Source organism: Streptomyces sp. NPDC096311 (assembly GCF_044763085.1).
In the GTDB taxonomy this organism is placed as follows: domain Bacteria; phylum Actinomycetota; class Actinomycetes; order Streptomycetales; family Streptomycetaceae; genus Streptomyces.
Window position 1 is genome coordinate 209,730 of sequence record NZ_JBIWFN010000008.1, and the last position, 24,555, is coordinate 234,284.

Sequence of the window (24,555 nt, forward strand, 5' to 3'; positions counted from 1 at the left end):
GTTACACCCCGGCCCCTAGACGCAAGCCCCATGATAGGCCGCGCCTGGGGGCGCGCACCGGACATGGGGCCTTACGTGCGGATTGTGCTTGCGTAATGTGCAGTTGTGCTGCTGTACCGATGCCGGTCGGTGATCAGTTGTTGACCTTCATCAGGATGCCGAGCACGACAATGGACGCGAACCAGAGCAGACCGATCACCACGGTGATGCGGTCGAGGTTGCGCTCGGCGACCGAGGAGCCACCGACGGACGACTGCATGCCGCCACCGAACATGTCGGAGAGACCGCCGCCCTTCCCCTTGTGCATCAGCACCAGCAGCATCAGCAGCAGGCTGAAGACGATCAGGGCGATCGAGAACCCCAAAACCACGGCTGGACCAACTTCCTCGGAACTGAATGGACGACGGGGGCCGAAGCCTACTGGGTGAGCACCTCAAGCCCACTCCGAAGGCCCCGACCCCCGCAAGGGTACGACGAATCGCCGCTAGCGCATACTTACTGGTCGCGGAAGCGGACGATCTTGACGAACTCGTCGGCGTCCAGAGAGGCACCGCCGACCAGGGCGCCGTCGATGTCGGGCTTCGCCATGATCTCCGCGACATTGCCGGACTTCACGGAGCCGCCGTACTGGATGCGGACCTGGTCGGCCACTTCCTGGGAGTACAGCTCGGCCAGCCGGGCGCGGATCGCCGCGCAGACCTCCTGGGCGTCGTCGGAGCCGCAGACCTTGCCGGTACCGATGGCCCAGACCGGCTCGTAAGCGATCACGATCGACTCGGCCTGCTCCGCCGGGACGTCCTTGAGACCGCCGTCGACCTGGGAGAGCGTGTGCGAGACGTGGTTGCCCGCCTCACGGACGTCCAGCTCCTCGCCAACGCACAGGATCGGGGTCAGGCCGTGCTTGAAGGCGGCCTTGACCTTGGCGTTGACGATCTCGTCGGTCTCGTTGTGGTACTGCCGGCGCTCGGAGTGGCCGATCGCCACATACGTGCACTTCAGCTTCGACAGCATCGGGCCCGAGATCTCGCCGGTGTAGGCACCGGAGTCCTGCGCCGACAGGTCCTGCGCGCCGTACTTGATCTTGAGCTTGTCGCCGTCGACCAGGGTCTGCACGGAGCGCAGGTCGGTGAAGGGCGGCAGGACGGCGACCTCACAGGCCTCGTAGTCCTTGTCGGCCAGGGCGAAGGCGAGCTTCTGGACGTGCGCGATGGCCTCGAGGTGGTTGAGGTTCATCTTCCAGTTGCCCGCCATCAGCGGCATACGGGTCGTCATGCGGGGTCAGTCCTCCAGTGCGGCGAGGCCGGGGAGCGTCTTGCCCTCGAGGTATTCGAGGGAGGCGCCGCCACCGGTCGAGATGTGACCGAATGCCTTCTCGTCGAAGCCCAGGATGCGGACGGCCGCGGCGGAGTCGCCTCCGCCGACGACCGTGAAGGCCGGGGATTCGACGAGGGCCTGGGCGACCGCCTTGGTGCCCTCGGCGTAGTCGGGGTGCTCGAAGACGCCCATCGGACCGTTCCAGAAGACGGTGGCCGCGTCGGCGAGCTTCGAGGCGTACAGCTTGCAGGTCTCCGGACCGATGTCCAGACCCTCCTGGTCGGCCGGGATGGCGTCCGCGGCGACGGTGGTGGGGTTGGCGGGGGCCTTGGTCTTCAGGTCCGGGAACTCCGGAGCGACCAGGACGTCGACGGGGAGGACCAGCTCGACGCCGCTCTTCTCCGCGCGGTCCATGTACTCCTTGACGACCGGAACCTGGTCCTCCTGAAGGAGGGAGATTCCGACCTCGTAGCCCTTGGCCTTGAGGAAGGTGTACGCCATGCCACCGCCGATGAGCAGACGGTCGGCCTTGCCGAGCAGCTGGTCGATGACCGCGAGCTTGTCGGAGACCTTGGCGCCGCCGAGCGCGACGACATAGGGGCGCTTGACGTCCTCGGTGAGCTTCTTCAGGACGTTGACCTCGGTGGCGATGAGGTAGCCCGCGTAGTGCGGAAGGCGCGCCGGGAGGTCGTACACGGAGGCGTGCTTGCGGTGCACCGCACCGAAACCGTCGCCTACGTAGACGTCGGCCAGGGCGGCGAGCCGGTCGGCGAACTCGCCGCGCTCGGTGTCGTCCTTGGACGTCTCGCCCGGGTTGAAGCGCAGGTTCTCGATGACGGCGACCTGGCCGGGCTGGAGGCCGTTCACGGCGTCGTGGGCGGCGGGGCCGACGGTGTCCTGGGCGAACGCCACGGGGGCACCGAGCAGTTCACCGAGACGCTCGGCGGGCTGCAGCAGGGAGAACGCCGGGTCCGGGGCGCCCTTGGGGCGGCCCAGGTGCGAGGCGACGACCACCTTGGCGCCCGCTTCGGCGAGGGCCCTGATGGTGGGCAGGACGGCGCGGATACGGCCGTCGTCGGTGATGAGGCCGTCGGCCAGCGGCACGTTGAGGTCGGCGCGGACGAAGACCCGCTTGCCGTCCACGCCTTCGGCGAGAAGTTCGTCGATCGTCTTCATAAAGGGACTCCTAGGAGGGCTCTGTTGTCCGGGAGGGCTGATCGATCCGTGCACAGAGCAGGGCTCGGACAACGCGGCGGTGCGCTGCCCGAGCCCTGCTCTCACATCAGAGGTGCCTGCTCCGGGACTTAGAGCTGACCGCCGACGAAGACCGTGAGGTCGACGAGGCGGTTGGAGTAGCCCCACTCATTGTCGTACCAGCCGAGGATCTTCACCGAGTTGCCCTCCTGGACCATCGTCAGGGAGGAGTCGAAGGTGCAGGAGGCCGGGTCGCCGACGATGTCCGAGGAGACGATCGGGTCCTCGGTGTAGGCCAGGTAGCCCTTGAGGTCGCCGTCGTCGGAGGCCTTCTTGAACGCGGCGTTGACCTCGTCCTTGGTGACCTCGCGCTGCAGCGTCACGACCAGGTCGGTGGCCGAGCCGGTCGGGACCGGGACGCGCATCGCGATGCCGTCGAGCTTGCCCTTGAGCTGCGGGAGGACCAGGGCGGTGGCCTTGGCGGCACCGGTCGTGGTCGGGATGATGTTCTCGGCGGCGGCGCGGGCGCGACGCAGGTCCGAGTGCGGGAAGTCCAGGATGCGCTGGTCGTTCGTGTACGCGTGGACCGTCGTCATCAGGCCCTTGACGATGCCGAAGTTCTCGTCGAGCACCTTGGCCATCGGCGCCACACAGTTGGTGGTGCAGGAGGCGTTGGAAATGATGTTGTGCTGCGCCGGGTCGTACTGGTCCTGGTTGACGCCCATCACGATGGTGATGTCCTCGTCCTTGGCCGGAGCCGAGATCAGGACCTTCTTGGCGCCGCCGGCGATGTGCTTCTCGGCGTCGGCCTTCTTGGTGAAGATGCCGGTCGACTCGATGACGATGTCGACGCCCAGCTCGCCCCACGGGATGTCGGCGGGGTTGCGCTCGGAGAGCACCTTGATGGTGTGGCCGTCGACGGTGATCGTGTCGGCGGTGTGCGACACCTCGGCCTTGAGGCGGCCCAGGATGGTGTCGTACTTCAGCAGGTGAGCGGTGGTCGCGGTGTCACCCAGGTCGTTGACAGCCACGATCTCGATGTCAGCACCCTGCTCCAGCAGCGCGCGGAAGTAGTTACGACCGATGCGGCCAAAGCCGTTGATGCCTACGCGGATCGTCACGAACCGATCTCCTCGTTAGGTACGCCGACTCAGTGCCGGCGAGTTGTATGGGATGTCCCCGACCGCCTACGACCCTACCTCCCCGGGGCGTCTGCGGTGACATCGAGATACCCCATACACGGCAGGGCGTTCCGTACCCACCAGTAGGGGTACGGAACACCCTCGGTGTTGACGAGATAGTCACACCGGGTTAGCTGTTCAGCGCCCCGAGCGCCTTCTTGACGAGGGCCGCGCGGTCGGCCGCCGCGGTGACGTGCTCCAGGCCGAAGCCCAGCAGCACCGTGTCGTGCGTGGTGACTCCGCCGTACGTCTTGAACAGTTCTCCGTAGCGCGCCCAGTCCTTGAGCACGGAGGGGCTGCCCGGAGGCGGCCCGGAAGCGCTCCAGGGCCCGAGGGAGGTCTCGAAGCCCTCGGTCTCGGTGGCCGCCCCGCCGACGACGAGGGAGGCGTTGTCCGCGAGGACGCCGTGACCGCCGGTGTTCGGGTCGGTGATGTAGCTCAGCGACACCTCGACCGACTTGCCGGCGTACGCGCTGAGGTCGAAGCCGACCTGCTGCCAGCCGCTGGAGGCACCGGTGAAGCTGTTCCACGCCCCGCTGGTACCGGTGTTGGCGCAGCCGGTGGAACTCACGGTCAGGTACCGCTTGAGGAAGGGGTGCTCCCTGACCAGGAATCCGGCCTCGCACTCCGCCGGGACCGTGGTGCTGGTGGCGCCGCCCGCCTCCGGCAGCGTCGTCCAGTCGTCGGCCCCGGTGGTGTGAGCCTCGAGCACCGCGTGGTCGTAGCCGGGCTCGGTGTCCCACAGGAGCTGGGTGCGCAGCGTCGGCTTGTCGGCGGCGCTGACACCGGTGAGGTCGATGGTCCGGGTGAGGCGCTTGTAGGCGTCGTCGGTGTGCACGGCGGCGGCCATGTACGAACCCGCGTAGGGCCCGTACGGGTTGACGGTCCCGGCGAACTGGCCCGCTCCCGCGCTCGAGGCGAACTGCGGGTACTGCGCGGGCGCCAGCGAGTCCGAGGTGACGCCGTAGGTGCCCGCCGTGTTCAGCGGATTGCCGGGCGCGTCGCCGAGCGCCCCCGTGAAGCCGGTGAGCTTCCCGGCGCCGGAGAATCCGTTGGCCCCCGGAGTGGACGTACGGGAGTAGGCACCCAGGTAGTACTGGCTGAAGTCGTTCGAAAGGGTGCCGCCGCCGAGATCGACGTTGCCGCCGGCCTGCTCGCCCGCCTCGATCAGCTTGCCGCCCTCGTTGAGGAAGGCGCGCAGCTGGAGCTGGGTGGCGTTGCCCGGCCGTGCCGCGCCGGTGTAGTGGACGACCGTCTTGAAGTGATCGAGCACGCCGAGCGCGTCGGGCGCGCCCAGGGTTGCCACGTCCCAGACGAGGGGCTTCTTGCCGTTGGCCTTCAGGGCGTCGACGTAGGCCTGGGACTGCGTGGCGGTCGCGCCCTCCTCGGCGACGACCAGCGTGTCGGCGCTGGGCCGCTGGGCCACGGTGTACGTGAAGTGCGTACTGGAGGTCTTCTTGCCGCTCCTGGTCTCACCGGTGAACCAGACCTCGACCTTGTCGCCGGGGTCGCCGTCCTTCACCTTGGCGCGGTACTCGTCGAAGTAGAGGTTGTCCTTGCCGCCGTAGGTCTCGCCGCCCTTCCAGGCCCTGAGGGCCGTGTCCAGCGTACGGCCGCCGTTGACGCGGTACTTGAGCTCCTTGTCGCGTACGGACTTGCGGACGACGACGGAGACCTCCTGGTCGGCCCCGCGGGAGTACGACGTCGTGAAGGGGGCCGGGGTGAAGTCGGCCGCGTTGAGGCCCACCGAGGACGACGGCTGGTCGGGGTGGGCCGCGGTCTCGGCGACGGAGAGCGCGAACGGAACGTTCTTCTCGAACTCCTGCTCGATCAGCTTCTCGTCGTCCGGGAAGGTGAAGACCGAGGCGCAGTCGGCCGCGTTCCAGGCGTCGTTCGGGTCGATGTCCGAGGCGGTCTCACAGGTCGACATCTCGGGGGTGAACATCGCCATGCCGTTGACGTTGCCCGCGTGGCCGTCCGCCTCGCCGTTGGTCGTGTAGAGCTCCGAGGACACCTGGGGGTGGTAGCCCGGGATCGCGGAGTGCTCGGGGGTTCCGGCGAGCGCCTTGTAGAGCACGTCGTCCGGGGTGGGCGTCGCCACCTGCCAGCCCACTCCGTAGAGGAGCAGTTCGGCGGCGGAGTGGTAGTTGATGCCGTACGTGAAGCCGATCCGCTGCTCGAAGGCGTCGAGCGCCCTGGTCTCGGGCTCGGAGCCGGGGCTCGCGCCGCGGTAGGTCTCGTTGGTGGGGTTGGGTGACGAACCCTCGTCGTCGTAGCCCCACTTGTAGGCGAAGTTGCGGTTGAGGTCGACGCCGTCACCGGTGGAGATGACCCCGTCGCCGTTGACGTCCCGCAGGTTCTTGCGCCACTGGCGCGCGTCGGCGTCCTTGAACGTGTAGTCGTAGCCGTCGGGGTTGGCCGACAGGACGAACCACAGTTCGGTGGAGTCGACCATCTTCTTGATGCGTTTGTCCGTGGAGTAGTTGTCCAAGTAGTAGTGCATCAGACGCCGTGTCATCTCGGGCGTGATCCACTCGCGCGCGTGCTGGTTGGACATGTACAGCACGGACGGCTTGGAGCCGTCCTTGGACTTCTTCGCGCCCTTGGTCAGTTTGAGCGCGAGGATGTCCTGGCCGTTGACCGTCTTGCCGATGGAGACGACCTTGGTGAGGTCGGGGTGGGCGGCGCCGGTCTTGACGATCTCCTCCTGGAGATTGCCCTTGCCGCTGTACGGGCGGAACACGCCCTGGGCCGCGTTCTCCACCCGCGCCTCGGCCTTGGCCGTCAGGGTGTGCTCGGTGAGGTCGACGCCCTGCTTCTCCAGCTTCTTGGCCTGCTGGTCGGTGACGTAGACCTCGACCTCGCTCTTGCCGTTCTTCCACGTCGTGTCGCCGAGTTCGTGGCCGTCCTGCCCGGCCGCCAGCAGCAGGGGTATCTGCTGCTTCGTGATCTCCGCGTGGAACACCTTCACGGCGTTCGCGCCGGGCTTGGGTGAACCGCCGTTCTGCGCCTGGGCGATGGGCGCCATGCCCGCACCGCCCAGCAGGAGCGCGCCGGTAGCGAGGATCGCTCTCGCTCTTCGTCTCATGAGCCCCCCTTGCGTGAGTCCGCCACAGCAGCGAACAGATGCCAGGCTCATGACACTTCATGGTCAAGTCAAGGGTGCCTCACAGGAACGCAAACGCCGGTGCCGACGTCCCAAGTGGACATCGGCACCGGCGTGTTGGGCTTCCGGCGATCGGTCGGACGGGTCATCCCGCGAGGTTGTCCGCCATCTCCTCGGTGAGGTTCGACTCCGTCCCGGGGATGCCGAGATCCTGGGCCCGCTTGTCGGCCATCGCGAGCAGCCGCCGGATACGGCCGGCGACAGCGTCCTTGGTCAGCGGCGGGTCGGCGAGCGCGCCCAGCTCCTCCAGGGAGGCCTGCTTGTGCTCCATGCGTAGCCGTCCGGCGGCCGCGAGATGCTCCGGCACCTCGTCCGCGAGGATCTCCAGGGCACGCTGCACGCGGGCTCCGGCGGCGACGGCGGCACGGGCCGAGCGGCGCAGGTTGGCGTCGTCGAAGTTGGCGAGCCGGTTGGCCGTGGCGCGGACCTCGCGGCGCATCCGCCGCTCCTCCCAGGCCAGCACCGACTCGTGCGCTCCGAGCCGGGTGAGCAGCGCTCCGATCGCGTCTCCGTCACGGACGACCACGCGGTCCACGCCGCGCACCTCGCGGGCCTTCGCGGCGATCGAGAGCCGGCGGGCGGCGCCGACGAGCGCGAGCGCGGCCTCCGGACCCGGGCAGGTCACCTCCAGGGAGGAGGAGCGCCCCGGCTCGGTGAGCGAGCCGTGCGCCAGGAACGCCCCGCGCCAGGCCGCCTCGGCGTCGCAGGTGGCCCCCGAGACCACCTGCGGCGGGAGGCCCCGGATCGGGCGCCCACGGCCGTCGACGAGCCCCGTCTGGCGGGCCAGCTGGTCGCCGCCCGCGACGACGCGTACGACGTACCGGGAGCCGCGGCGCAGACCGCCGGGCGCCATCACGATCAGTTCGGAGCTGTGGCCGAAGATCTCCAGAATGTCCCGCTTCAGCCGGCGCGCCGCCATCGCGGTGTCCAGCTCCGCCTCGATCACAATCCGGCCGCTCACCAGGTGGAGGCCGCCGGCGAACCGCAGAATGGCGGAAACCTCCGCCTTTCTGCAGCAGGTCCGGGTGACGGGGAGCCGGGAAATTTCATCCTTCACCGCTGCCGTCATCGCCATGGGCCGATCCTTCCATGCATCCGAAAAATACGGTCGTACGCGGCAGCCAACAGCTCCGGGTCGTGCCGCGGAGATCCGTCGGTCCGGGCCACCGGCGCCAGCTCGACCGCGGCGCCGAACCGCTGGGCGGCGTCGGTGAGTGAGTCGCGATCGGGCACGGCGGCCTCGTCGGCCAGCACCACGTCCAGGGCGAGTTTAGGGGCGTGTCGTCCCAAAACCTCCAAATGACGCTGCGGGGAGAAGCCCTCGGTTTCTCCGGGCTGCGGGGCGAGGTTCAGGGAGAGTACCCGGCGCGCCTTCGTCTCGGTGAGCGCATCGAGGAGCTCGGGCACGAGAAGGTGCGGAATCACCGAGGAGAACCAGGAGCCGGGGCCGAGGACCACCCAGTCGGCGTCGAGGACCGCCGCCACTGCCTCGGGGACGGCGGGCGGGTCGGCGGGGACGACGTGCACGGACTGCACCTCGCCGGGGGTGAGGGCCACGGTCGCCTGTCCCCGTACCGTGTCCACGTCCTCGGGCCGCTCCGGGTCGTGCCCCTTGACCAGGGCCTGGAGCTCCAGGGGTACGGCGGACATGGGCAGCACCCGGCCGTGCGCGCCGAGGAGCCTGCCGACCAGGTCCAGGGCCTGGACATGGTCGCCGAGCTGTTCCCACAGGGCGACGATCAGCAGATTGCCGACCGCGTGCTCGTGCAGATCGCCCTGGGACTGGAAACGGTGCTGGATGACGCGGGCCCAGGTCTGGCCCCAGTCGTCGTCGCCGCACAGCGCGGCCAGGGCCTTGCGCAGGTCGCCGGGCGGCAGCACGCCCAGCTCGTCGCGCAGGCGCCCGCTGGATCCGCCGTCGTCGGCCACGGTGACGACGGCGGTGAGATCGCCGGTGATCCGGCGCAGCGCGGCGAGCGAGGCGGACAGCCCCATGCCGCCGCCGAGGGCGACGACCTTGGGCTGGGCACCCCGGCGGCGCGGCTTCCCGCCGCGCGCCTCGGCGGGCCTGTCGCCGCGTCCCTCGGAGGCGACCCGGCGCAGCCTGCTCAGCCGCAGTGCGGCACGTCCGGTCACTCGCGCCCCATGTCCCGGTGGACGACCACGGTCTCCACGCCCTGCGAGGCGAGGCGGGCGGCGAGCTTCTCGGAGGTGGCGACCGAGCGGTGCTTGCCGCCGGTGCAGCCGACCGCGATGGTCACATAGCGCTTGCCCTCGCGGCGGTAGCCGGCGGCGATGAGCTGGAGCAGCTCGGTGTAGCGGTCGAGGAACTCCTTGGCGCCGGGCTGGTTGAAGACGTACGCCGACACCTCCTCGTTCAGGCCGGTGAAGGGGCGCAGCTCCGGGACCCAGTGCGGGTTGGGCAGGAAGCGCATGTCCACGACCAGGTCGGCGTCGACCGGAAGGCCGTACTTGAAGCCGAAGGACATGACGGTGGCCCGCAGCTCGGGCTCCTCCTCGCCGGCGAACTGGGCGTCCATCTTGGCGCGCAGCTCGTGCACGTTCAGGCTGGAGGTGTCGATGACCAGGTCGGCGTCGCCGCGCAGCTCGCGCAGCAGCTCGCGCTCGGCGTCGATGCCGTCGACGATGCGGCCGTCGCCCTGGAGGGGGTGCGGACGGCGCACGGACTCGAAGCGGCGCACCAGGGCCTCGTCGGAGGACTCCAGGAAGACGATCCGCCGGGTGACGTTCTTCGCCTCCAGGTCGGCGAGGGACTCGCGGAGGTTGTCGAAGAAGCGGCGGCCTCGTACGTCGACGACGACCGCGATCCTCGCCACGTTGCCCTGGGAGCGGGCGCCGAGCTCCACCATGGTGGGGATCAGCGCGGGCGGCAGGTTGTCGACGACGAACCAGCCGAGGTCCTCCAGACACTTGGCGGCCGTCGAACGGCCCGCCCCGGACATCCCGGAGATGATCACCAGCTCGGGGATGGCGGCTTCGGGCACCGCGGGCGTCTCCATCGTCGTACCCCCCTGGGTCTCGTCGGCGGCCTGTGGTGATGCCGTCTGCCCGGTCTGCGGTCCGGCCATCTGTTCAGCCGGTTGTTCGGCCGATTGTTCGGCCGGTGCTGGGATCTCTTGTCGTTCGTTGTCGCTCATGTCTCCTGCCCCCGTCGCTCGTGTGAGGCGCCCGCGGACACGGGCTCCTCGGGGGAGCCCGCGGTCGTACCGGACGCCCCGACTTCCTCGTCTTCCATGATCTCTCCAGTCGCCGTGTTCACGGCGGGTGCGGCCGGAGCCGCCTGGGCGAGGACCACGGCGACCGCCTCGGCCGTCTTGCGGCCTATGCCGGGGACCTCGCAGATCTGGTCGATGGTCGCGGATCGCAGCTTTTTCACCGAGCCGAAGTGCTTGATCAGCGCCTGCTTGCGGGTCTCGCCGAGGCCCGGCACCTCGTCCAGTGGGCTCGCCTTGAAACGCTTGGCCCGCTTGGTGCGCTGGTAGGTGATGGCGAAGCGGTGGGCCTCGTCACGGACCCGCTGGAGCAGGTACAGGCCCTCGCTGGTGCGGGGCAGGACCACCGGGTCGTCCTCGTGCGGCAGCCAGACCTCCTCCAGGCGCTTGGCGAGGCCGCAGACGGCGATGTCGTCGATGCCCAGTTCGTCGAGGGCCCTCTGGGCCGCCGCGACCTGCGGCTGGCCACCGTCGACGACGACGAGCTGCGGAGGGTAGGCGAAGCGCTTGGGGCGGCCGTCCTCCTCGGTGAAGGCGTTCCCCGCGAAGGCGTTCCCCGTGGTGTCACCTTCCAGAGCGGTGTTCCCCGGGGGAGCGCTTTCGGTGGAGGTCCCGTCGCGGGAAGTCCCGTCGGCGGAAGCCCCGTCGGCGGAGGTCCCGTCGGCGGAGGTCCCGTCGCTTGAGACGTTCTCGCCGTCCGTCCACTCGCCCGTCCGCTCCTTCTCGGCGAGATAGCGCCTGAAGCGGCGGGTGATCACCTCGTGCATGGAGCGGACGTCGTCCTGGCCTTCGAAGCCCTTGATCTGGAAGCGCCGGTACTCGCTCTTGCGCTGCAGCCCATCCTCGAAGACGACCATGGAGGCGACCACGTCGTCCCCCTGGAGGTGCGAGATGTCGTAGCACTCGATCCGGAGCGGGGCACTGTCCAGGTCGAGGGCTCCGGCGATCTCCTCCAGGGCGCGCGAGCGGGTGGTCAGGTCGGAGGCGCGCTTGGTCTTGTGCAGGCCGAGAGCCTGGAGCGCGTTGCGCTGCACGGTCTCCATGAGCGCCTTCTTGTCGCCGCGCTGCGGGATGCGGAGGGAGACGTTCGACCCGCGGCGCTCGGTCAGCCACTCCTGGACGGGTTCCACGGGGTCGGGCAGTGCCGGGACGAGCACCTCCTTGGGGACGGAGTCACCCGTCTCCTCCCCGTAGAGCTGCTGCAGCGCGTGTTCGACCAGGTCACCGGTGGTGACGGCCTCCACCTTGTCGGTGACCCAGCCGCGCTGCCCGCGCACCCGGCCGCCGCGTACGTGGAAGATCTGCACGGCGGCTTCCAGCTCGTCCTCGGCGACGGCCATCAGGTCGGCGTCGGTCGCGTCGGCGAGCACGACCGCGTTCTTCTCCATGGCCTTCTTCAGGGCCTCGATGTCGTCGCGCAGACGGGCCGCCCGCTCGTACTCCATCTCCTCGGCCGCGTCCGTCATCTGCTTCTCGAGGCGGCGGATGTACGTCCCCGTACGGCCGGCCATGAAGTCGCAGAACTCCTCGGCCAGGTCACGGTGTTCCTCGTCGGAGACCCGCCCGACACAGGGGGCGGAGCACTTGCCGATGTAGCCGAGGAGGCAGGGGCGGCCGGTGCGGGCGGCGTTCTTGAAGACGCCCGCCGAACAGGTGCGGACCGGGAAGACGCGCAGCAGCAGGTCGACGGTGTCGCGGATCGCCCACGCGTGTCCGTACGGACCGAAATAGCGCACGCCCTTGCGCTTGTGGCCGCGCATCACCTGCACACGCGGGAACTCCTCGTTCATCGTCACCGCGAGGTAGGGGTAGCTCTTGTCGTCGCGGTACTTGACGTTGAACCGGGGGTCGAACTCCTTGATCCAGGAGTACTCCAGCTGGAGCGCCTCGACCTCCGTGGACACCACCGTCCACTCCACGGACGCGGCCGTGGTGACCATGGTGCGGGTGCGGGGGTGCAGGCCCGCCAGGTCCTGGAAGTAGCTGGCCAGGCGCTGGCGCAGGCTTTTCGCCTTTCCGACGTAGATCACCCGGCGGTGCTCGTCGCGGAATTTGTACACCCCGGGAGAGTCCGGGATCTGTCCCGGCTTGGGGCGGTAGCTGGAGGGGTCGGCCATGTCACACACCCTACTGGCGAGGGCTGACACCGCGACGACCTCCCGGCCCGCCTGTGGACTCAGCCGCCGGGACCGCGATCGCAGATCGGCCAGAGGGCGGTACGGCAGGTTGAGTAGGTTGCGTATCAGGTGTTGTCGGGGCTTGGTCAACACGCTTCAATGCGTGGGAACTCGGGGTCGTGGACGGCGACAGGCGCGTGTGAACAAGCCCCGCGCGCCGACCGGGCGCCCCCGACGACCTACATCCAACGGTCTGACCAGCCGTTGTGAACATTCACAGAAAGGCCCTGCATGCGGTACGGCACACAGCACGCGGACGTCGCCATTGCGGAACTGGAGACGGCCCTGGCGGGAGGCCCCTTCCATGTCGCGCTGCGCGCCGCGATCGCCGCACGCGGCCTGCCCCTGCAGCGCGTACAGCACCACCTGTCCCGGTACGGGGTCAAAGTCGGGGTCACGAGCCTGAGTTACTGGCAGCAGGGCGCCCGGCGCCCACAGCGCCCCGAGTCGCTGCGCGCCGTACGCGCCCTGGAGGAGATCCTCCAGCTCCCGGACGAGTCACTGATCCGGCTCCTGGCCAAGGCCGACCAGCGCTGCGACCCCCAGCGCCCCACCGGCCGCTCGTACCGCTCCCTGGTGGAGGCCTCCGGCGTCCTGGAGCGGCTCCTGGCCGAGCTGGAGTCACCGCTCGACGGCGGGCTGCACACCCTCGGCCACCACGAACTCGTCCGGATAGGCACGCACCGCGAGCTGCTCGCGCGTGAGTCCCACCACATCGTGCGGGCCTACAAGGACGGTGTGGACCGCTATGTGGCCGTCCACCACGGTGACCCTGGCTGCGCCCCGGAGCGCACGGCGGTCCGAGCCCTGGAAAACTGCCGCACGGGACGGGTGCGCTGGCACCACGACACCGGAGTGCTGGTCGCCGAGCTGCTCTTCGACACGCGGCTGCGCGCAGGAGATACGTTCCTCTTCCGCTACGGCTTCGAGGACGGCACGGCCGGTGCGTCCAGCGAGTACGTACGCGGGTTCGGCTTCGCGGGCGGGCAGTACGCCCTCCAGGTGCGGTTCGCCGAGGATGCGCTGCCCGTGCGCTGCCACCGGTTCACCCAGCACTCGGCGGCGGCGCCACGCAGCGGCCGCCAGGAGCTCCCCCTCAGCGGGCGCCATCGCTCGGTGCATCTCGTCGAGCCGCGGGTGCGGTCGGGCATCGTGGGCATCGGCTGGGACTGGGAGTGACCCCGGCCGGCCGGGGACGCGGCGTCACCGCGCTCCCGGTCAGGGACCCGCGACGATCCTGCCGCCCTTGGCCTGCACGGACAGCTCCTTCAGCGGCTCGGTGGCAGGGGCCTGCAGCACCTTGCCCGTCGCCGCGTCGAATTCACTGCCGTGGCACGGGCAGATCAGCGTCGTGCCCTGAAGCTTGTTGATGGCGCACCCGGCGTGCGTGCAGATCGTGCTGAACGCCTTCAGGGAGCCGTTCTCGGCACGGCTGACCACGACGTTCTCTTCCCGGTACAGCTGGGCGCCGCCCTTGGCGATCTCGCTCTCCGCGCCCAGCTCGACCGGCGCGGTCGGCGCCGCCGGCGCCCCGCCCCCGCTGCCACCGGAGCAGGCGCTGACGGCGATCCCGGCGACCGGGGCGAGCGCCGCTCCTCGCAGGACGGTACGGCGGGCAGGCATGGCGTCTCCACAGGTCGGGGCCGGGTGTGTGTCGACGATACCGGTAGGGATGATTCCGCCCCGAGGGTGTCCTCAATATGTGCGGGCGACAGGACGTAAACGTTTGCGCAAGCGTTTACGTGCACCGTCGAATGCGATACGTTCCCGCCGGAGCAGGCCGAGAGTTCGGGGAGGGCCCCCGTGGGTCGCCCCGGGAGAGGCGAGGCAGGGCGATGGCAACGATGGTCGACGTGGCGGCGCACGCGGGAGTGTCCGTGGCGACCGTCTCCCATGTGCTCAACGACACGCGCCCCGTGCTGCCCCACACCCGCCAGGCCGTCCTGGACGCCATCGACGCGCTCGGCTACACGCCCAACACCCTGGCCCGTTCGCTGGTCACCGCGCGCACCCGGTCCATCGGCCTCGCGGTGTCGGCGATCAGCAACCCGTACTTCACGGAGATCCTCCAGGGCGTCGAGGCGAGCGCCCTGGAGCACGGGTACGGGCTGCTTCTCGCCGATCCGCACGACGATCCCCAGCACGAGCGGAAGGTCGTCCAGTTGCTGCACGAGCGACGCGTCGACGGTCTGATCGTCGCGCCCTCCGCCGATCCGGACGCGCTCCTGCGCTATCTCGGGCAGCACCACGTGCCGACCGTCTTCCTGGACCGCCTGGTCGAGGCCCCGGCCGACCACCCCTCCCGCTTCGACCAGGTCTGCGCCGAGAACGCCGAGCCGATGGCACGGCTGGTCGGGCATCTCGCCGAACGGGGTCACCGGCGCATCGGGCTCGTCGCGGGCCTGCCCGGGCTCAGCACCACGAACGAGCGGATCTCCGGCTACCGCCACGGCCTCGCGGGCGCCGGGCTCCCCTATGACGAACGGCTCGTGGCGCACGGCGACTCCCAAGCGACGGCCGCCGAACGCGCCACCGACGCGCTGCTGTCCCTGGCGGCGCCCCCGACCGCGATGGTCACCGGAAACAACACGATGACCATCGGGGCCCTGCGCACCCTGCGCGAACGCGGTCTGTCCGTGCCGGACGACCTGGCGCTGTGCTGCTTCGACGACTTCGCCTGGGCGGATCTGTTGACGCCCCGGCTGACCGCGATCTCCCAGCCAAGCAAGGAGATCGGCGCGCAGGCCGTCCGGCTGCTCCTGGAACGGCTCGCCGCGCCGGACCACCCGGCCCGCACCGTGCGGCTCCCCTGCGCCTTCGTCCACCGCACCTCGTGCGGCTGCGCCGAGCCCCCCGGGACATCGGGGGCCTCCCCCACCGCCCTGAGTCAGAAGAGTCCCGCGAAAGGATCCCTGTCGTGATCGTCGTCGCCGGTGAGGCCCTGATCGACCTGGTACCGCAGGGCGCGGGAGCGCTCGTCGGCCTGCGGCCCGCACGCGGCGGCGGCCCCTACAACACGGCGGTGGCGCTGGGCCGCCTCGGCTCCCCCACCGCCTTCTGCTCCCGGGTCTCGTACGACGCCTACGGCGAGGCGCTCCTCGGCGGGCTGCGCGAGGCGGGCGTCGACGTGTCCTCCGTGCAGCGCGGGACGGAGCCGACGACCCTCGCGCTCGCCTCCCTCGACGCGGACGGCTCGGCGTCGTACTCCTTCTACGTCGAGGGCACGGCCGACCGCCTGTTCACCGCGCCGGAGCGCCTCCCGGACGCCACCCGGGCGGTGTCCTTCGGGACCTGCTCGCTGGTCCTTGAGCCCGGCGCCAGCGCCTACGAGGAGCTGATGCGGGCCGCCGCCGCGCGCAGGGTGTTCACCACGCTCGACCCGAACATCCGGGCCGTACTCATCCCCGACGCGGACGCCTATCGGGCCCGCTTCAAGAACTGGCTGCCGTCGGTGTCGCTCCTCAAGCTCTCCGAGGAGGACGCGCTGTGGCTGGGCGGCACCCCGCGCGAGTGGCTGGCGTCCGGCCCCGCGGCCGTCGTGATCACCCAGGGCGGCGACGGCCTGACGGTGTTCACCCAGGACGGCTCCGTCCACTCCGTGCCCGGTGAGCCGGTCGAGGTCGTGGACACCATCGGCGCCGGAGACACGGTGAACGCGGCCCTGCTGCACGGCCTGGCCGCACGGGACGCGCTGTCCCCGGCGGCGCTGGCCGAGCTGGGCCCCGACGGCTGGAGCGAGCTGCTGCGGTTCGCGGCACGCGCGGCGGCGATCACCTGCTCCCGAGCGGGCGCGGAGCCGCCGTTCGCCGCGGAGCTCGACGCCCCTTGAAGCAGCTGGCCGCTCTGGAACCGAAAGCTGGACCTCTGAGACCGATGCGGTCCAAGGGCGGCTGACCGTGCAACGGGCGGTGCCCCATGGGGAGTTCCCATGGGGCACCGTGTTCTTCGCGATGTGTCGGGCCCGGCCCGTCCGGCCGGATCAGGCCTTGCGTGCCCGCGTGGTCTTCTTCGCGGGGGTCGCCTTCTTCGTGGCCGTCGTGCCGGCGGCCGCGGCTGCCTTCTTCGTGGCCGTGTTGTTCACGGCCTTCGTGGTCGTCTTCCTGGCCGTCGACTTTGCCGCGACCGCCTTCTTGGCCGCCGCCTTGCGGGGAGCCGGTACGGAGGCGGCGTCGCTGATCCGGTCCGCGCCCAGGACCTCGCGCAGGAACTTGCCGGTGTGGCTGGCCGGAACCCCGGCGACCTGCTCGGGCGTGCCCTCGGCGACCACGAGACCACCGCCGTTGCCGCCCTCCGGGCCCATGTCGACGACCCAGTCGGCGGTCTTGATGACGTCGAGGTTGTGCTCGATGACGATGACCGTGTTGCCCTTGTCAACCAGACCGGAGAGCACCGTGATCAGCTTGCTGATGTCCTCGAAGTGCAGACCGGTGGTCGGCTCGTCCAGCACGTACACCGTGCGGCCCGTGGAACGCTTCTGCAGCTCGCTGGCGAGCTTGACACGCTGGGCCTCGCCGCCGGACAGCGTCGGCGCGGACTGGCCGAGCCGGACGTAGCCGAGACCGACGTCGTTGAGTGTGCGCAGGTGGCGGGCGATCGCAGGGACGGCCTCGAAGAAGCCGAGAGCCTCCTCGATCGGCATGTCGAGGACCTCGGAGATGGACTTGCCCTTGTAGTGGACCTCCAGGGTCTCCCGGTTGTAGCGCGCCCCGTGGCAGACCTCGCAGGGGACGTACACATCCGGCAGGAAGTTCATCTCGATCTTGATGGTGCCGTCGCCCGAGCAGTTCTCGCAACGTCCGCCCTTGACGTTGAAGGAGAAGCGGCCGGGCATGTAGCCCCGCACCTTCGCCTCGGTCGTCTCGGCGAACAGCTTGCGGACGTGGTCGAAGACTCCGGTGTACGTCGCCGGGTTCGACCGCGGGGTGCGGCCGATGGGCGACTGATCGACGTGCACGACCTTGTCGACGAGGTCGTCGCCGTCCACGCGCGTGTGCCGCCCGGGAACGCTCCGGGCGCCGTTGAGCTCGCGCGCCAGGTGCGTGTACAGGATGTCGTTGACCAGCGTCGACTTGCCGGAACCGGAGACACCCGTGACCGCCGTGAGCACACCCAGCGGGAAGGACACGTCGATGTCCTGGAGGTTGTTCTCACGGGCGCCGTGCACGGTGAGCCTGCGGCCCGGGTCGGCGGGACGGCGGATGTCCGGGAGCGGGATCTCTCGCTTGCCCGACAGGTACTGGCCGGTCATCGACTCGGGGTTGGCGAGCAGCTCCTTCAAGGGGCCGCTGTGCACGACCTTGCCGCCGTGCTCACCCGCGCCGGGGCCGATGTCGACGACCCAGTCGGCGACCTTGATGGTGTCCTCGTCGTGCTCGACGACGATGAGCGTGTTGCCCATGTCTCGCAGCCGGACCAGGGTCTCGATCAGCCGGTGGTTGTCGCGCTGGTGCAGGCCGATGGACGGCTCGTCGAGGACGTACAGGACGCCGACGAGGCCGGAGCCGATCTGGGTGGCCAGGCGGATGCGCTGGGCCTCGCCGCCGGAGAGCGTGCCGGCCGCGCGGTTGAGCGACAGGTAGTCGAGGCCGACGTCGACCAGGAAGCGCAGCCGTTCGTTGACCTCCTTCAGGACACGCTCGGCGATCTTCTTGTCACGCGCGTCGAGCTTCAGCTTGCCCAGGAAGTCCGCGCAGTCGCTGATCGACATCGCGGAGACCTCCGCGATCGACTGCTCCATGACGGTGACGGCGAGGATGAGCGGCTTGAGGCGGGTGCCCTCACAGGTGGGGCAGGGCACCTCGCGCATATAGCCCTCGAAGCGCTCGCGGCTGGCGTCGCTCTCGGACTCGCTGTGCCGCCGCTTGATGAAGGGGACGGCCCCTTCGAAGGGGGTGGTGTAGACACGCTCGCGCCCGTACCTGTTGCGGTAGCGCACCTCGATCTGCGTCTTGTGGCCGTAGAGCAGGGCCTTCTTGGCGCGCTGCGGGAGACCGGCGAAGGGGATGTCGGTCCGGAATCCCAACGCGTCGGCGAGGGCTCCGACGAGCCGCCCGAAGTAGTCCTTGGTGTGCCCGTGCGACCAGGGGTGGATGGCGCCCTCGTCGAGGGACTTGTCCTCGTCCGGGACGATCAGCTCGGGATCGACCTCCATGCGCGTACCGATACCGGTGCACTCGGGGCAGGCGCCGAAGGGCGAGTTGAAGGAGAAGGAGCGGGGCTCCAGCTCCTCGAACGACAGGTCGTCGTACGGGCAGTACAGGTGCTCCGAGTACATGCGCTCGCGCTCGGGGTCGTCCTCGGGGAGGTCGACGAAGTCGAGCACGACCATGCCGCCGGAGAGCCCGAGGGCGGTCTCCACGGAGTCGGTGAGGCGGCGCTTGGCGGAGTCCTTCACCGTGAGGCGGTCGACGACCACCTCGATGGTGTGCTTCTCCTGCTTCTTCAGCGTGGGCGGCTCGGTGAGCTGGATCGTCTGACCATCGACCCTGGCCCGGCTGTACCCCTTGGTCTGGAGATCGGCGAAGAGGTCGACGAACTCGCCCTTGCGCTCGCGCACCAGCGGCGAAAGCACCTGGAAGCGGCTTCCCTCGGGCAGCTCCAGAACCCTGTCGACGATGGCCTGCGGCGACTGGCGCGTGATGGGGCGGCGGCACTGGGGACAGTGCGGCTTGCCGATGCGCGCGAAGAGCAGACGCAGGTAGTCGTAGACCTCGGTGATGGTGCCGACCGTCGAGCGCGGGTTGCGCGAGGTCGACTTCTGGTCGATGGAGACCGCCGGGGAGAGGCCTTCGATGAAGTCGACGTCCGGCTTGTCCATCTGGCCGAGGAACTGCCGGGCGTACGAGGACAGTGACTCCACGTAACGCCGCTGCCCCTCGGCGAAGATCGTGTCGAAGGCCAGCGAGGACTTGCCCGACCCCGACAGGCCCGTGAAGACGATGAGCGAGTCGCGCGGGAGGTCGAGCGAGACATTCTTCAGATTGTGCTCGCGCGCTCCACGGACGATGAGACGGTCGGCCACGCCGGTCCGCACCTTTCTTGAGAGAAGTGACAGGGGCCGAGGCCCCCGTCTTTCCCAGACTAGGGGGAGCCACTGACAGCGCCGGTTGCTTTCCCTGGTTCACAACAATCCCGGGCCATCCAGCATGCCCGACGCCACGGTCGAGGGTATAGCACGTGCATTCGATTTGCGGGCACGGCCGACCACCTTCACCCGAACGTGTGGCGGGGCTAGGGTCGTCCGCATGATGGATCACGCGCGCGACCTGGCGTCTGTACGTGACGCGACCGAACGGCTGCTCAACGCAGCCGCCGAACTGGACAACGCTTCCGCGGCCGAGCCGTCACGGCTGCCCGGCTGGAGCCGCGGCCATGTGCTCGCCCACCTCTCCCGTAACGCGGACGCGCTCGTGAACGTCCTCGACGGACGCCCGATGTACGTCTCCGGGGAAGCCCGGGACGCCGACATCGAGCGGGACGCGCCGCGCCCCCTGGACGGACAGCTCGCGGACCTGCGGAAGAGCGCGGCCCGGTTCCAGGACGCGGGGGCGGCGCCCGCGGACTGGTCGCGCACGGTGGAGCTGCGCAACGGGGTCACGGACTCCGCGGCCCGGGTGCCGTTCCGGCGCTGGGGCGAGGTCGAGCTGCATCACGTGGACCTGGGGATCGGGTACGAGCTCGAGGATCTCCCGGAGGAGTTCGTGGAACGGGAGATCGCCTTCCTCGCCGATCGGTTCAGGGGGCACCCCGAGGTGCCCTCCACAGGGATCACCGACACCACGCGCGCGTGGAGCACGGGACGCGATGCTGAGGGCGGACCCGAGGTCACCGTGACCGGTTCCGCACCGGCGCTGCTCGGCTGGCTCTGCGGACGGCGCGACGGCTCGGGGCTGAGCGTCGATGGCGGGCCACTCCCCGCGCTCCCCCCGCTATAGGCTGCCGTCATGACCTACAGCGGAGCGGTGAAGGTCGGCGGACCTGCCGATGTGCACGAGCTGCAGAACCTGATGATCTCCAAGGTCGCGGTCGGCCCGATGGACAACAACGCCTATCTGCTGCGCTGCCGGGCCACCGACGAGCAGCTGCTGATCGACGCGGCCAACGACGCCGGCACCCTGCTCACGCTGATCGGTGACGACGGCATCGCGTCCGTCGTCACCACACATCAGCACGGCGACCACTGGCAGGCGCTCGCGGAGGTCGTGGTGGCCACCGGCGCCCGCACCTACGCGGGCCGGGACGACGCCGAGGGCATCCCCGTGCCGACCGACGTCCTCGTGAGCGACGGCGACACGATCCGGGTGGGGCGCGTGGAGCTCACCGCGCGCCACCTCGTGGGCCACACACCGGGCTCGATCGCCCTCGTCTACGACGACCCGCACGGGCACCCGCACGTGTTCACGGGGGACTGTCTCTTCCCCGGCGGTGTGGGCAACACCCGCAAGGACCCGAAGGCGTTCGCCAGCCTCATCCACGACGTCGAGACGAAGATCTTCGACGCACTGCCGGACGAGACCTGGGTCTACCCGGGGCACGGCAACGACACGACGCTGGGCGCCGAGCGCCCGCACCTTCCGGAGTGGCACGCGCGCGGCTGGTGACTCCGGGCCGCACGACGAACGAACCCGACCGGTCATAGTCGGACGACGAACGAAGCCCGACCGGTCCGGGTCGCACGACGAACCCCGGCCGGGGGCGTGAAGTCCGCGAACACGCGCCCCGTGTGAATGGAGCGCACGCGCCGGTGCCCTGCGCGCGCTCCCGGCGCGTGCGGTGGTGCAGTCCACTGGAAGCAGCCCCGCTCAGGTCGACGGCTCCTGACGCGAAACGGGCCGCCGGCCCATTGATCCCCGCCCTCGGCCGGCGGCCCCGGCAAAGCCGTCGGCAGGCCGCTCAGCGGCTCTTCTCATCGAGCGTTCACAGGACCGCAACACACGTTCCCACTATGCGGACTTTTACCGTTGTGACCTCGACAAACGGCATGCCTCGCTGTCACTCTCCCGCCATGCATCTCGCCCAACGCACCCTGCGCCGCGCCGCGTCCGCCGCCACCGTCGCCCTGCTTGCCGCCGCCGTGGGCTGTGCCCCGCAGCCGGAGGACAATGCCTCCGCCAAGGCCTCCGGGACAACCGGAGAAGCCTGCGCGAAGGGCGCGTTGGGCACCCGGACGTCCGGCAAGCTGACCATCGCCACCGACGAGCCCGCGTACGAGCCGTGGTTCAAGGACGACAAGCCCGCGAACGGCAAGGGCTTCGAGTCCGCGGTCACGTACGCCGTGGCCAAGCAGCTCGGCTACGACAAGAGCGACGTCGTCTGGCAGACCGTCCCCTTCAACAAGGCCTTCGCGCCCGGCGTGAAGACCTTCGACTTTGACATCAACCAGGTGTCGATCAGCGCCGAGCGCAAGAAGGCGGTGGACTTCTCGTCCGGCTACTACGACGTCCGCCAGGCCGTCATCGCGCTCAAGGGCTCCAAGGCCGCGCAGGCGAAGAGCATCGCGGACCTCAAGGACGTCAAGCTGGGCGCCCAGGTCGGCACCACCAGCCTGAACTACATCGACGACGTGGTGAAGCCGACCCGGCAGCCGGCCGCGTACGCGAAGAACGACCAGGCCAAGTCCGCTCTGAAGAACGGCCAGGTCGACGCCATCGTGGTCGACCTGCCGACCGCGTTCTACATCACGGCGGCCGAGGTGACCGACGCCAAGATCGTCGGACAGTTCGAGAACACCGGCGGCACACCGGAGCAGTTCGGACTCGTCCTCGACAAGGGCAGCGCCCTGACCCCGTGTGTGACGAAGGCCGTGGACGCTCTGCGCCAGGACGGCACGCTCGCCTCGATCGAGAAGCAGTGGCTGTCCGAGGCCGTCGACGCTCCGGTGCTCAAGTGACCGTCACCAAGGAGGAGTCGGAAGGGGAGCCGGGAGAGGAGCCGGGCGCGGGCTCCGGTGAGGGCGACATGCCCGAGGCGTACGTCCCCTCGCAGCGGCGGATCGAACGGGAGCGCCACAAGCGCGCCCGCGCCCGCCGCGCGACGGCGATCGCCGCGCTCTCCACCCTGGTCACCGGCGTCGTGCTGTACCTCGTCGTCGTCAACGCGCCCGGCTGGTCGCGCACCAAGGAGACGTTCTTCAACGGGCAGTACGCGCGCGAGGCGTTCCCCAAGGTCCTGGAAGGGCTGTGGCTGAACGTACGGCTGCTCCTGATCTGCGGCGCCGCGGTCCTCGTCCTGGGCATGCTGATCGCCATCGCCCGCACCCTGCGCGGCCCGGTGTTCTTCCCCCTACGGGCGCTGGCCGCCGCGTACACGGACTTCTTCCGCGGCCTCCCGCTCATCATCAACCTGATGATCGTGGTCCTGGGCGTCCCCGCGCTGCGGCTGCAGGGCGTGACCGTGGACCCGGTCCTCCTGGGTGGTACGGCGCTGACGCTGACGTACTCGGCGTACGTCGCCGAGGTGTTCCGCGCCGGCATCGAGTCCGTCCACCCCTCGCAGCGCGCCGCGGCCCGCTCGCTCGGGCTCAGCAACCGGCAGGCCCTGCGCTACGTCGTCCTCCCCCAGGCGGTACGCCGCCAGGTGCCGCCGCTCCTCAACGACCTGGTGTCCCTCCAGAAGGACACCGGGCTCGTGTCGATCGGCGGTGCGGTCGACGCGGTGCGGGCCGCCGACATCATCGTGGGCCGCAGCCTCAACTACACGCCGTACATCGTCGCGGGACTGGTCTTCGTCGCGCTGACCATTCCGATGACCCGCTTCACGGACTGGATCACGGCCCGGATGGACCGTCAGCGGGCCCAGGGAGGGACCATATGACCGGCACACCGGTGCTGCGGATGGAATCCGTCCGCAAGACCTTCGGCGACTCCGTCGTACTGCGGGACGTCGACCTGGAGGTCGCCCCGCACACGGTGACCGCGCTGATCGGCGCCTCCGGCTCCGGCAAGTCGACCCTGCTGCGCTGTGCGAACCTCCTCGAGGAGATCGACGACGGCGCGATCTGGCTGGACGACGAGGAGATCACCGACCCGCGGGCCGACCACGACGCCGTACGCCGTCGGATCGGCGTGGTCTTCCAGGCGTACAACCTCTTCCCGCACATGACCGTGCTGGAGAACATCACGCTCGCCCCGCGCCGCGTGCACGGTGTGAGCCGCGCGGAGGCCGAGGCACACGCGCGTGAGCTGCTCGACCGGCTCGGCCTCGGCGCGAAGGCGGGCGAGTATCCCGACCGGCTGAGCGGCGGCCAGCAGCAACGGGCCGCGATCGTCCGCGCGTTGGCCGTACGTCCCCGGCTGCTGCTCCTCGACGAGATCACCGCCGCCCTCGACCCGGAACTCGTGGGTGAGGTCCTGTCCGTCGTCCGGGACCTGAAGGACGAGGGGATGACCATGGTGCTGGCCACGCACGAGATGGGCTTCGCCCGCGAGGTCGCCGACCAGGTGTGCTTCCTGGACGGCGGTGTGGTCCTCGAACGCGGCACGGCCGAGGAACTCTTCGGGAGCCCGCGACAGGAGCGCACCCGGCGGTTCCTGCGTCGGATCGTGGAGGCGGGGCGGCTCTGAGTCAGGCTTGCGCCTGCCCCGTCCCCGCCAGCGCCGCCACCCGCTCCACCGCGAACGCGTACCCCTGGACCCCGCACCCCGCGATGACCCCGTCGGCCCGCTGCGAGACGTACGAGTGGTGCCGGAACGCCTCGCGCTGGTGGATGTTGGAGATGTGGATCTCCACCACCGGAAGGCCGTCACAGGCGTTGAGCGCGTCCAGGATCGCGACGGAGGTGTGCGAGTACGCGGCCGGGTTGATCACGATCCCCGCGTGGTTCAGGCGCGCCTCGTGGATCCAGTCCACCAGCTCGCCCTCGTGGTTGGACTGACGGAAGTCCACCGTGCCGCCGTGCGCGGCGGCCGCCTTGGCACACAGGGCCGCCACGTCCGCGAGCGTGTCCGAGCCGTAGATCTCCGGCTGACGCTGCCCGAGAAGGTTCAGATTGGGCCCGTTGAGGATCATGATCGGGGCGTTGGCGAGGGTGCGGGGCACGGTTCCTCCGGTCCTTCCAGATCTGCCGGCCCGTTGTGGACCGCTGCTCGGACCCGGTCTATCACGCTACGGCGCGGTGGTGACGGGCCGTCCAATCCGTGATGAGACCCGCCTTTCCCTGATGACACCCGCCGTTCCGTGACGAGACCCGCTCCGTGCAGTACGAGGTCGGGCCGCTCCGGCGCATCGCGATCAGCCGCCGACGCGCACCATGCTCCCGCGCGCCCCCGTAACCGTCCGTCACCGTGGGTAGT

20 protein-coding genes are annotated in these 24,555 nt (G+C 69.7%); 8 read left to right on the forward strand and 12 right to left on the reverse strand.

Annotated elements, in window-relative coordinates:
* Nucleotides 1-133 precede the first annotated feature (133 nt).
* The 9 genes from secG to uvrC all read right to left on the reverse strand — a co-directional run bounded on the left by secG (nucleotide 134) and on the right by uvrC (nucleotide 12,205).
* Entirely contained in the window at nucleotides 134-370 is a 237-nt protein-coding gene (gene secG / locus ACIRA5_RS21950) for a preprotein translocase subunit SecG (RefSeq protein WP_006373292.1), read from the reverse strand.
* 125 nt (nucleotides 371-495) lie between these two features.
* Entirely contained in the window at nucleotides 496-1,272 is a 777-nt protein-coding gene (gene tpiA, locus ACIRA5_RS21955; protein ID WP_403693073.1) for a triose-phosphate isomerase, read from the reverse strand.
* A 6-nt stretch (nucleotides 1,273-1,278) separates the two neighbouring features.
* Nucleotides 1,279-2,490 (reverse strand): phosphoglycerate kinase, encoded by a 1,212-nt coding sequence (locus tag ACIRA5_RS21960; RefSeq protein WP_403693075.1) that lies wholly within the window; start codon nucleotides 2,488-2,490, stop codon nucleotides 1,279-1,281.
* A 128-nt stretch (nucleotides 2,491-2,618) separates the two neighbouring features.
* Nucleotides 2,619-3,629 carry a type I glyceraldehyde-3-phosphate dehydrogenase gene (gap, locus tag ACIRA5_RS21965; protein WP_351303047.1) on the reverse strand — a complete coding sequence of 337 codons (1,011 nt, stop codon included), beginning with the start codon at nucleotides 3,627-3,629 and terminating at the stop codon, nucleotides 2,619-2,621.
* A gap of 190 nt (nucleotides 3,630-3,819) precedes the next feature.
* Nucleotides 3,820-6,777, reverse strand: a complete 2,958-nt coding sequence (locus ACIRA5_RS21970; RefSeq protein ID WP_403693077.1) for a M14 family zinc carboxypeptidase — start codon at nucleotides 6,775-6,777, stop codon at nucleotides 3,820-3,822.
* A 163-nt stretch (nucleotides 6,778-6,940) separates the two neighbouring features.
* Nucleotides 6,941-7,930 (reverse strand): DNA-binding protein WhiA, encoded by a 990-nt coding sequence (gene whiA, locus ACIRA5_RS21975; protein WP_010987695.1) that lies wholly within the window; start codon nucleotides 7,928-7,930, stop codon nucleotides 6,941-6,943.
* Nucleotides 7,921-8,991, reverse strand: a complete 1,071-nt coding sequence (yvcK, locus tag ACIRA5_RS21980) for a uridine diphosphate-N-acetylglucosamine-binding protein YvcK (protein ID WP_352048600.1) — start codon at nucleotides 8,989-8,991, stop codon at nucleotides 7,921-7,923. Before yvcK ends, whiA begins: the two co-directional genes overlap by 10 nt.
* A complete protein-coding gene (rapZ, locus tag ACIRA5_RS21985) occupies nucleotides 8,988-9,875 on the reverse strand; it encodes an RNase adapter RapZ (protein ID WP_075026813.1) in 888 nt (295 codons plus the stop codon). Before rapZ ends, yvcK begins: the two co-directional genes overlap by 4 nt.
* A gap of 134 nt (nucleotides 9,876-10,009) precedes the next feature.
* Complete coding sequence (gene uvrC / locus ACIRA5_RS21990; protein WP_403693078.1) at nucleotides 10,010-12,205, reverse strand: excinuclease ABC subunit UvrC; 2,196 nt, start codon at nucleotides 12,203-12,205, stop codon at nucleotides 10,010-10,012.
* A gap of 291 nt (nucleotides 12,206-12,496) precedes the next feature.
* Between uvrC and ACIRA5_RS21995 the strand changes: the two genes are divergently transcribed.
* On the forward strand, nucleotides 12,497-13,444 hold the full coding sequence (locus ACIRA5_RS21995) for a hypothetical protein (protein WP_099923291.1): 948 nt from the start codon (nucleotides 12,497-12,499) through the stop codon (nucleotides 13,442-13,444).
* 39 nt (nucleotides 13,445-13,483) lie between these two features.
* Here ACIRA5_RS21995 and ACIRA5_RS22000 read toward each other — a convergent pair whose 3' ends face one another.
* The gene (locus ACIRA5_RS22000) at nucleotides 13,484-13,888 is read right to left on the reverse strand and encodes a Rieske (2Fe-2S) protein (RefSeq protein WP_403693080.1); all 405 of its coding nucleotides are present in this window, start codon (nucleotides 13,886-13,888) and stop codon (nucleotides 13,484-13,486) included.
* A 212-nt stretch (nucleotides 13,889-14,100) separates the two neighbouring features.
* On the opposite strand from ACIRA5_RS22000, the gene ACIRA5_RS22005 reads away from it, so the two are divergent.
* Entirely contained in the window at nucleotides 14,101-15,186 is a 1,086-nt protein-coding gene (locus tag ACIRA5_RS22005; RefSeq protein WP_403693082.1) for a LacI family DNA-binding transcriptional regulator, read from the forward strand.
* The gene (locus ACIRA5_RS22010) at nucleotides 15,183-16,094 is read left to right on the forward strand and encodes a carbohydrate kinase (RefSeq protein ID WP_403693083.1); all 912 of its coding nucleotides are present in this window, start codon (nucleotides 15,183-15,185) and stop codon (nucleotides 16,092-16,094) included. The genes ACIRA5_RS22005 and ACIRA5_RS22010 overlap by 4 nt, the downstream gene beginning before the upstream one ends.
* A 150-nt stretch (nucleotides 16,095-16,244) precedes the next feature.
* Here ACIRA5_RS22010 and uvrA read toward each other — a convergent pair whose 3' ends face one another.
* Entirely contained in the window at nucleotides 16,245-19,286 is a 3,042-nt protein-coding gene (uvrA, locus tag ACIRA5_RS22015; protein ID WP_352048607.1) for an excinuclease ABC subunit UvrA, read from the reverse strand.
* A gap of 223 nt (nucleotides 19,287-19,509) precedes the next feature.
* Here uvrA and ACIRA5_RS22020 point away from each other — a divergent pair, with 223 nt between their 5' ends.
* The 5 genes from ACIRA5_RS22020 to ACIRA5_RS22040 all read left to right on the forward strand — a co-directional run bounded on the left by ACIRA5_RS22020 (nucleotide 19,510) and on the right by ACIRA5_RS22040 (nucleotide 23,826).
* Complete coding sequence (locus ACIRA5_RS22020; RefSeq protein ID WP_403693085.1) at nucleotides 19,510-20,199, forward strand: maleylpyruvate isomerase family mycothiol-dependent enzyme; 690 nt, start codon at nucleotides 19,510-19,512, stop codon at nucleotides 20,197-20,199.
* Nucleotides 20,200-20,208: 9 nt separating this feature from the next.
* Complete coding sequence (locus ACIRA5_RS22025) at nucleotides 20,209-20,865, forward strand: MBL fold metallo-hydrolase (RefSeq protein WP_352048609.1); 657 nt, start codon at nucleotides 20,209-20,211, stop codon at nucleotides 20,863-20,865.
* Between the two features lie 404 nt (nucleotides 20,866-21,269).
* Nucleotides 21,270-22,154 (forward strand): ABC transporter substrate-binding protein, encoded by an 885-nt coding sequence (locus tag ACIRA5_RS22030; RefSeq protein ID WP_403693087.1) that lies wholly within the window; start codon nucleotides 21,270-21,272, stop codon nucleotides 22,152-22,154.
* Entirely contained in the window at nucleotides 22,151-23,077 is a 927-nt protein-coding gene (locus ACIRA5_RS22035; protein ID WP_403693088.1) for an amino acid ABC transporter permease, read from the forward strand. Before ACIRA5_RS22030 ends, ACIRA5_RS22035 begins: the two co-directional genes overlap by 4 nt.
* Nucleotides 23,074-23,826 carry an amino acid ABC transporter ATP-binding protein gene (locus tag ACIRA5_RS22040; RefSeq protein ID WP_403693090.1) on the forward strand — a complete coding sequence of 251 codons (753 nt, stop codon included), beginning with the start codon at nucleotides 23,074-23,076 and terminating at the stop codon, nucleotides 23,824-23,826. Before ACIRA5_RS22035 ends, ACIRA5_RS22040 begins: the two co-directional genes overlap by 4 nt.
* Before the next feature lies 1 nt (nucleotide 23,827).
* Here the strand turns inward: ACIRA5_RS22040 and aroQ are convergent, their stop codons facing one another.
* Nucleotides 23,828-24,301: a type II 3-dehydroquinate dehydratase gene (aroQ, locus tag ACIRA5_RS22045; protein ID WP_403693092.1), complete on the reverse strand. Its 474-nt coding sequence runs from the start codon at nucleotides 24,299-24,301 to the stop codon at nucleotides 23,828-23,830.
* Nucleotides 24,302-24,555 lie beyond the last annotated feature (254 nt).